At 68.1% G+C, this 7986-nt stretch carries 7 protein-coding genes and 3 pseudogenes; 7 read left to right on the forward strand and 3 right to left on the reverse strand.

Annotated features, from left to right (window positions below):
• Nucleotides 1-711: 711 nt before the first annotated feature.
• From ABT114_RS49450 to ABT114_RS49460, 3 pseudogenes are all read left to right on the forward strand, one after another.
• Nucleotides 712-1152 (forward strand): annotated as a pseudogene (locus ABT114_RS49450) (RNA polymerase sigma factor); the annotation flags it as partial.
• Between the two features lie 234 nt (nucleotides 1153-1386).
• Nucleotides 1387-1578, forward strand: a pseudogene (locus ABT114_RS49455) (helix-turn-helix domain-containing protein); the annotation flags it as partial.
• A 78-nt stretch (nucleotides 1579-1656) separates the two neighbouring features.
• Nucleotides 1657-1818, forward strand: a pseudogene (locus ABT114_RS49460) (excisionase family DNA-binding protein); the annotation flags it as partial.
• Between the two features lie 405 nt (nucleotides 1819-2223).
• Here ABT114_RS49460 and ABT114_RS49465 read toward each other — a convergent pair.
• Complete coding sequence (locus ABT114_RS49465; protein ID WP_351153706.1) at nucleotides 2224-2967, reverse strand: SDR family oxidoreductase; 744 nt, start codon at nucleotides 2965-2967, stop codon at nucleotides 2224-2226.
• Nucleotides 2968-3070: 103 nt separating this feature from the next.
• Here ABT114_RS49465 and ABT114_RS49470 point away from each other — a divergent pair, with 103 nt between their 5' ends.
• The 3 genes from ABT114_RS49470 to ABT114_RS49480 all read left to right on the forward strand — a co-directional run bounded on the left by ABT114_RS49470 (nucleotide 3071) and on the right by ABT114_RS49480 (nucleotide 5778).
• Nucleotides 3071-3916 (forward strand): LysR family transcriptional regulator, encoded by an 846-nt coding sequence (locus ABT114_RS49470; protein WP_351153708.1) that lies wholly within the window; start codon nucleotides 3071-3073, stop codon nucleotides 3914-3916.
• Between the two features lie 556 nt (nucleotides 3917-4472).
• Nucleotides 4473-5411, forward strand: a complete 939-nt coding sequence (locus tag ABT114_RS49475; RefSeq protein WP_351153711.1) for an aldo/keto reductase — start codon at nucleotides 4473-4475, stop codon at nucleotides 5409-5411.
• A gap of 19 nt (nucleotides 5412-5430) precedes the next feature.
• On the forward strand, nucleotides 5431-5778 hold the full coding sequence (locus ABT114_RS49480; protein ID WP_351153713.1) for a MerR family transcriptional regulator: 348 nt from the start codon (nucleotides 5431-5433) through the stop codon (nucleotides 5776-5778).
• Here ABT114_RS49480 and istA read toward each other — a convergent pair.
• Nucleotides 5738-6967 (reverse strand): IS21 family transposase, encoded by a 1230-nt coding sequence (gene istA, locus ABT114_RS49485; protein ID WP_351153724.1) that lies wholly within the window; start codon nucleotides 6965-6967, stop codon nucleotides 5738-5740. The genes ABT114_RS49480 and istA overlap by 41 nt on opposite strands.
• 6 nt (nucleotides 6968-6973) lie before the next feature.
• Nucleotides 6974-7159, reverse strand: coding sequence for a hypothetical protein (locus tag ABT114_RS49490; protein WP_351153716.1), 186 nt, complete (start codon nucleotides 7157-7159; stop codon nucleotides 6974-6976).
• A gap of 429 nt (nucleotides 7160-7588) precedes the next feature.
• Here ABT114_RS49490 and ABT114_RS49495 point away from each other — a divergent pair.
• On the forward strand, nucleotides 7589-7986 hold a 398-nt coding region (locus ABT114_RS49495; protein ID WP_351153719.1), incomplete at its 3' end, for a DUF2637 domain-containing protein.

Here is a 7986-nt window from a genome sequence, read left to right on the forward strand (position 1 = left end):
CACGAGCGCCTGGAGCAGCTGCCCGCCGCGCGTCGCCCCGCACCACCCGAGCCGGAACCGTGCGAGCGGTGCGGGCAGCCCCGCACCGGGCAACCTGGCCTCCGCTACAACGACGTCCCACCCGAGGCGGCCGCCACTGCCCCGACTGCCGGACGGACTTGTCCCGACAGCCCCCAGGTCTTCTCACAGCGCTGTTCAAGCGCCGTAACTGAACACCAGATGCCCCGACCACGGGTGAGCGGCGATCGACCCGTTAGGAGAACTGAAAATCACGACGCGGAGTTGATGTTCTTCTTCCGAGACCAAAAAAATCTTGCTCGGGCTTTCAACCGCTCTGGCTCGCTGGCCCTGTAGTAGGGGAGGGCTGTGGCATGGGGCCACAGCGGGATGCAGGCGGAGTCGCCCGGTGAGTGTTGAGGTTCTGGTCCCGATAGGGATCCCTGTACTTCTGGCCGTAGTGGGGCTGATCTTGCGGTCCCGCGCTGGAAGCTCGAATCTCTGGGACGTCCTGCACGAGCTCGCGCGAGGCCGGGCCCGAGCTGGACTAGAGCGAGAGCGCCGGGCCACTTTGGTCGTCATGCTCGATCGGCTGCCCGGCAACGGATTGAGGGTGGAAGATACAGCCCAGGGTCGTCGCACGGTCATCGCGGGAGACAGCGTCAGGGAGCGGTCTCCTGGTTGAGCGGGCGGCAGGGGGAGAGGGGTGCACGCGTGGACCCAGGAGCGGAGGAGTTCGCTCGATTCTTCACTCAGTGGGAACCTCAAGTCCGGCGCTATCTGATCTGGTTGGAAGGCGATCTCGCCTTGATCGACGACGCGGCGCAAGAAGCAATGATCGCCGCGCATCGGTATTGGAGCCGGATCCAGACGCTAGAAAACGTGAGGGGCTGGCTGTTCAAAATCGCCCGCCAACGGCTGAGCCGAGCACAGATGACCAGGCAGCATCAGGGCCTGAGCACGGATCCGCATGAGCTTCCGGGCCAGACGGCAGGCGGTCGTGACGCCCTGGCGCTGAGGGAAGAACAGCTCACCATTCTGGAAGCTGTCCGCAAGCTGCCTCCGCGACAGGCCACCGCGATAGCGCTTCAACTTCAGCACGACTGCCCGTTGCACGAGATCGCGGAGATCATGGGCATCACGACCGGCTCGGTGAAAAACGCACTTACACCACGCTCGTGCCACACTCGAGACGCTCCTCGCGGGTGTAGACGGAGGTGCACGATGAGCATCGAAGATCAGCTGCGGGATGTGGCCCGCGCCGTGGAAGGGTTGTGGGCCGACCCTGCTGGCACGCAGGAACGCCTCACCAGGCTGCAGGAGCAGATCAGGCAGGAGCCCTCGCGCAATGCCGATCCTGCCTACGTCGGAGACTCTCTCGGGGAACGGCTGTCATCCAAGTCCGGGGAGCGGCCGTTGTCCGAGGTCGTGTTCCTCACCGTTGCGGAGACCGCCAGTGTGCTGCGGGTATCGAAGATGACCATCTACCGGCTCGTGAACAGCGGGCATCTTCCCGCCATTCGAGTCGGCAGATCCTTCCGCATTCCCGAGCAAGCCGTCCACCAGTACCTGCGTGACACCCCCGCCGACACGGACGAGGTTCCCTCGATCCCCGACAGTCCATCGAACCAGCCCGCCGACACCAAGTTTCTCACCATCGCGGAAACCGCCAGTGTGCTGCGGGTGTCGAAGATGGATGTCTACCTGCTCGTGCACCAGCGGGCTTTGCCGGCCATCCGGGTCGGACAAACCCACAGGATTCCAGAATCGGCCGTCCAGGAGTACCTGCGGCGGACTGAGGCATCAGTCAACGGGGCTTGACCGCCTGCCGCGACGCGGTTCGCGGTCTCGGACTGCTCCCTGGGTCGCCGCGTGCTGCGGCGACCCAGCACGGCCCTGCCGCGCCGCGTACGGTTGCTCAGACTTCGATGCCCCCAACCACCGACGAATCAATCCTGGCCAGAGCGGCCGGTCTGTGCCGAGGCTCGATAGTTGTCACCGGCGGAGCCAATAAGCTGGCAGAAGGGCCGGGCCGAAGCAGCCTGGTTGTCACCTGGAAGGCGGGCTACTTGTCACAGAGGCTCGGTGCCTTTTCGATCCCTCAACCCGTAGTCCGTCGCCGGCGGCTCGGGCTCGGGCTCGGCGGCCGTACCGATATAGCGTGACAGCGCCGTCACGAGGACGCGCATGCGCCATCTCTCCCGAGTGGCGCGGGCCGAGTGCGCGTCACCAGGGCACCTCTCCCTCGTCGTCGAAGAAGCGGCCCGTCGGCCCGTCGGCCGGCACGGTGGCCAGCCGGATCGCGGCGGCTGCACCCTGTTGGGGGGTGCGCACTCCCCGGAAGCCGTTGAGGTCGGTCGCCGTGAAGCCGGGGCAGACGGCGTTGATCAGGATGTGGGTGTCGGCCAGTTCCTTGGCGTACTGCACGGTGACGGCGTTGAGGAACGTCTTCGACGGAGCGTAGGCGATAGCGATGGGGCCCGTCTCGGCGCCCGGCGTGGTCTGGAGCGTGAGGGAGCCGACGCTGCTGGAAACGTTCACGATCCGCGGCGACGGTGAGCGGCGCAGCAGCGGCAGCAGGGCGTTGGTGACGCGGATGACGCCGATCACGTTGGTCTCCACGGCCGCCCGTACCCGGTTCACGTCGACCGTGGTGGGCTCCTGCGGTCCGCCCCCGGTGATCCCCGCATTGTTGACGAGCGCGTCGAGCCGCCCGGCCCGCTCCTGCATCAGCCGGGCCGCCGCTGTCACGCTCGCGTCGTCGGTCACGTCCAGCGGCACGCCGAACGCGTCGGCCCCGGCCGCGCGCAGCTTGTCCACAGCGTCCTCGCGCCGCTCCTCGTTCCGCGCGCCGACCCCGACGGACCAGCCGAGGGCGCCGAGCCCGGCGGCGATCTCGTACCCGATGCCCTTGTTGGCTCCGGTCACCAGCGCGACCTTGTGGTGGTTCACGGTGTTCGTCTCACTCATGACATCGATACTTCTCCCCGCCGGGCAGGGCGTCCAAGACCGACTGGGTGGACTGCGATACCGCTGGGGTATCGCTCCTGGCCGGCCCGGTTAGGCTGGCGGGGTGGAGACACGTGAGCTGCGGTACTTCGTCGCGGTCGCCGAAGAGCTGCACTTCGGCCGGGCCGCGCAGCGGCTCGGGATCGCCCAGCCCCCGCTGTCGCGGGCGATTGCCGGGCTCGAACGGCGCCTGGGCACCGTCCTGTTGGAGCGCGGCAGCCGGGGCATCGCCCTGACCGGGGCGGGGGCGGTGCTGCTGCGGGAGGCGCGGGCGGCGCTGGACGCCGTCGAGGCCGCCGAACGGCGCACTCGCCGGGCCGCCCTCGCCGCGACCGGCCGCCCCGCCGTGGTCCTGGCCGCGAAGGCGGGCGCCTCCGGTGAACTGCTGGCGAAACTCCTCGACGCCTACGCCGCCGAGCCCGGCGCCGTCGCCGTGGACGTCGTGTTGTGCGGGCCAGGCGAGCAGGCACGGGTGCTGCGCGACGGCCGGGCCGACGTAGCCCTGCTGCATCGGCCATTCGACGACACGGCCGGCTTCGACACCGAGGACCTGCACACCGAGGGTCAGGTCGCGATCCTCCCGGCGGGCCACCCTCTCAGCGCCCGCCCCCACGTGCGGCTCGCCGAGGTCACCGACCTTCCCGACCTGCCCCTGCCCCGCTGGCCACGCCCCGACGGCTCCTTCCCGGACGGCCCCGGACCGCAAGTGCGCGACCACACGCAACTCACCCAGCTCATCGCCCTCGGCCGCGCCTGCGCGGTCGTCCCGGAGTCGGGCGGCACCGGCTTGCGCGAGGGCCTCACCGCCGTACCGGTCCTCGACGCCCCCCACGTCACCACGGTCATTGCGTGGCCCCCACACAGCCGCTCTGCAGCGGTCGCGGGGCTGGTCCGCGCCGCCGCCCTGTGACCGACGGCGGTGAACGCCGGGAGGGCATGCTGGATTTCGTGGACACCGCCCGGTCTCTCATCAGCTTCCGGCACGTCGTGCGGTACGAGGTGACTGGCCTCCACCGGCGTTGCCAGAACCGCGTCCCTGGCTGAGCCAGCTCCGATGCGAAGTGACAGCAAGCCTGCCTTGGTGACACCTATCGCGCCTCGGCTCATCCAGTGTGCCAAAGCAGGATGGTTGTCACCAACGGCCTCACTACCCTGCGCCTTCGGCGCGGCGAGGCAGGGCAGTTGTCACCAGGTCGGCATGCTACTTGTCACCAGCTGCAAGGGAAGCGTTGCTGTTGTCACCGGCTGCGGCGTCCGTGGGCAACCTGAGCTGAGCTGCACGGCGTCCCTGTCCAGCAGCCCTGTTGACCTGTTCGGTAGGCCGCTTTCCAGGATCGCCGCCGACGGGGGCATCGTCACGCGCGTCCGTCGCATGCGGCGCCGGGCTCTTGGAGATCGGGCCCCGGACCGTTTGTCACAACCGCTCTCTTGACCTGGAGCGCGCTCCAGATACGAGCATGGGCCGCATGAACACCACCGACCCCCAGATCGTCCTTGGAACAATGGACTTCGGCACCCGCGTCGATCCCGACCGGGCCTTCGCGATCCTCGACTCCTTCGTCGCCGGCGGGGGTGTCTGGCTCGACACCGCGAACTGCTACTCCTTCTGGACCGACCCCAGTGGCGTCGGCGGTGCCAGCGAGCGCCTGATCGGCGCGTGGCTTCGGGCCCGCCCGGGTGCGCGCGATGCGGTACGGATCGCTACGAAGGTCCGGCAGAACCCGCTCGTCCCGCACTCCTGGCCGAAGAGCGCCGAAGGACTTTCCGCCCGCGCCGTCCACGCCGGCGTGGAGGAGAGCCTGGGACGTCTGGGAGTCGATCACATCGATCTGCTGTGGGCTCACGCCGAGGACCGCACCGTGCCGCTGGAGGAGACGGTCGGCGCCTTCGGCGAGCTCACCGCAAAGGGGCTGGCTCTGCGGGTCGGGGCGGCGAACCATGCCGCCTGGCGTGTCGAGCGCGCACGGTCATTCGCGCGGGAGCAGCGGGTGGAACCGTGGACGGCCCTGCAACTGCGCCACTCACTCGTCCAGCCGCGCCCGCTCACCCCCCTCGCGGAGGCCGGCCACCGCATGCTCGCCGCCGAGGACCTGGACCTCGCGCGGTCGGAGGGGCTCGCTGTGTGGTCGTACAGTTCGCTGATGTGGGGTTCCTACGTGCGCGCGGACAAGCCGCTTCCGCAAACATATGATCACCCCGGGACCATCCAGGTGCTCGCGGTCCTGGACGACATCGCCGACGAGCTCTCGGCCACGAGGAACCAGGTCGTCCTGGCATGGCTGATGCGGCAGGGGATCGATCCCATCGTCGGCGTGAGCCGGGTGGAGCAGATCGAGGAGGCACTTGCTGCACGCCGTGTGCGGCTCAGCGACGAGCACCTGGCGCGCTTCAACGAAGCGCGGTAGCAGCTGCCAAAGGAGCCCCATGACCGCCGTCACCCCGGCAACAGCCGCCGACCGTACTGGTGTTTCCATCGACACGCTGCGCTACTACGAGCGCGAAGGGCTCATCGGCCCGATCCGGCGCTCCGCCGGCGGGCGCAGAGAGTATACCGAGGACGACCTTTTCTGGATCGGCCTGGTCACGTGCTTCCGCGAGGCCGGCCTCGGCATCGCAGACCTGCGGCAGTTCGTCGCCATTCTGCGCGCCGAGCACCCTCCGCAGAACCGGGTCGCCTTCCTTCGCGAGCGCCGTGCCGCCCTGGAGCAGCGGGTGGCGGCTCTGTGCCGGGCTATGGAAGTTCTCGACGAGAAGATCGCCTACTACAGCTGAACGCCGGGAGCCCCGTACTCGGCTCGCGCCCTGTCCACCCCGCATTGCCCCCGATCCCGAACTCCTTGCCGTCTGGAGCTGACAGCGGCACAACCTCTGCCACTGGCGCAGGCAGGCGGACGGACACACGAACACCCCTCGGCGTCCGCATCTGGAAGGCGATCTTCTCGGGCGGGTAGTCGCTGGCATCGGTGCGCTTGCCCTGCTCGAGAGCCGCGTGCGTCTTGACCAGCCCGCCGTCGTGGAAGACCTGCACCATGGCGGCGGTGGAACGGACGTCCACGCGTCGACCGATCAGCTTCCAAGGCACCGAGTAGAGGGTGCGGCCGACCTTGATGTGGATGTCCGGGCCGACGGTCGCGGTCGACCACTTCGCCAGCACGAACGGCGTCTCGGGCAGCGGAAGGAGGGCTTCGGCCTCGGCGGCCTCGAACACCGCCAGCGGCGCCGCCCCCTGCAGCGGCCGGCAATGGCGGCGCCCAGCGGTCTCCCTCGCCCAGGTGAGGGCCTCGGCCTGCATGTGGTCGAGGGAGGTGGAATGGCGCCCGCTCCAGAACGAGTCCCTGATGTAGGGCATGGGCCGCTCCACCCTGGGCTTGTCCTTCGGATGCAAGGCCCTGGCCGGGTCAACCAACGCCCCGTAATGGGAGGCGAGTTCGGCATAGGACTTGTTGATCTGCGGGTCGTAGAGGTCGGGCTTGTCCACCCCGGTCTTCAGGTTGTCCGGCACCAGACGGCGAGGGACACCGCCAAAGAAGCGGAACGCGTCCACGTGGGCCAGGGTCCAGGCATGCTGATCCATGTAGGTCACGGGACGTACGAACATGTGCCGCGAGCAGGGCAGCACCATCACGAATGCCCAGATCCGGTGCCGTTTGCCGGTCCTGGGGTTGATCCACTGCCCCAGGAAGCCGTAGTCGATCTGTGCCTCCGAGCCCGGTTCGACCTCCTCGCGCAGCACCGTCACCTTCGACCGGGCCGCCTTGTCGGGGAGGTTCTCGTGGACCCACCGCCGCAGCGACGTGAGTGACGCCTTCAGCTTCCGCTCGTCCTTCAGCCGCTGGTGGATCGTGGTGACCGTGGTGGTCTCCAGCAGCTGCTTGATGTAGTCGCGGTGCTGCTCGATCTCCGGCCAGGTCAGCTGGTTCAGCCGGCGGCTGGCAAGCTCCGGGAACCAGCTCTTGATCAGCTTGGCCTAGTCCGCCTCGCTCATGGGCGGCCCGCCCGGGGTCATCCCGGCCGCCTCCGCCGGCGCCAGGTACTTCCTGATCGTCTTGCGGTCCATTCCCAGCGAAGTGGCCAGCTGGCTCTTCGACCGGCCCGCGTACCAGTGGACGTAGATCTCGACGATGTCGACCACGGTGAAAGTTCTCCTTGCCATCCGGTGTGTCCGTCGACCTCTCGGCTCGCAGGTCGAGGGACGCCTGCGGATCCGAGATGGCCAGGACCCTCAACCCGGCACCGGCATGCCCATGGGGAACCAGACCGATTCGCAAGGAATAGCCATCTAACGATGAAACCACCCGAAACAGGGAAAGAGCGTGCTAGTTCGATCACGCCCAAGCGCACAGGCCACGGTCACGAGTCCCCATGGGGACTCGTGACCGCGGGGGAGGGGAATTACGCCGACACGAAAGCGCGCCTCGTGGGGAATTGCACGACCGTCGACAGGGGCAGATGGTTGGGTGCCACATCGCTTTGTGTTGATGATTTGCGACAGAGAAGGTTTGAAGCGCAGCAGCCCCCGGAACGGCATGGAAGTGTGGGGCCTGCGTAGTGGTGACGATGGGATGGGGGGTGGGGCGTGGTGATGGGCAGTGAGTTAACCCGGCTGACTCGGGTGCATCGGGTTCTGATCGGTGTGGTTGTGGCGGGCGCTGTGGTCATTGCCGGTATCGGTTTCGCGGGTTCGTACGCGGCCGTCCGTGAACTGGCGATGAAAAAGGGCTTCGGCACCTTCGCCTACGTCTTCCCGATCGGCATCGACGCCGGCATCTGCGTCCTCCTGGCCCTGGACCTCCTGCTGACCTGGATCCGCATCCCCTTCCCTCTGCTCCGCCAGACGGCCTGGCTGCTGACGGCCGCCACCATCGCCTTCAACGGCGCGGCGGCGTGGCCGGACCCGCTGGGCGTCGGTATGCACGCGGTGATCCCGGTTCTGTTTGTGGTGGCGGTCGAGGCCGCCCGCCATGCGATCGGGCGGATCGC

It is taken from the genome of Streptomyces sp. NPDC002088 (assembly GCF_040296605.1).
Classification (GTDB): Bacteria; Actinomycetota; Actinomycetes; order Streptomycetales; family Streptomycetaceae; genus Streptomyces.

What these genes read in the sequence shown, in the direction of transcription:
- ABT114_RS49480 (WP_351153713.1), top strand. Translation starts at nt 5,431, where the DNA reads ATGACCGCCGTCACCCCGGCAACAGCCGCCGACCGTACTGGTGTTTCC.
- ABT114_RS49465 (WP_351153706.1), bottom strand. Translation starts at nt 2,967, where the DNA reads ATGAGTGAGACGAACACCGTGAACCACCACAAGGTCGCGCTGGTGACC.
- ABT114_RS49490 (WP_351153716.1), bottom strand. Translation starts at nt 7,159, where the DNA reads ATGGCAAGGAGAACTTTCACCGTGGTCGACATCGTCGAGATCTACGTC.
- ABT114_RS49475 (WP_351153711.1), top strand. Translation starts at nt 4,473, where the DNA reads ATGAACACCACCGACCCCCAGATCGTCCTTGGAACAATGGACTTCGGC.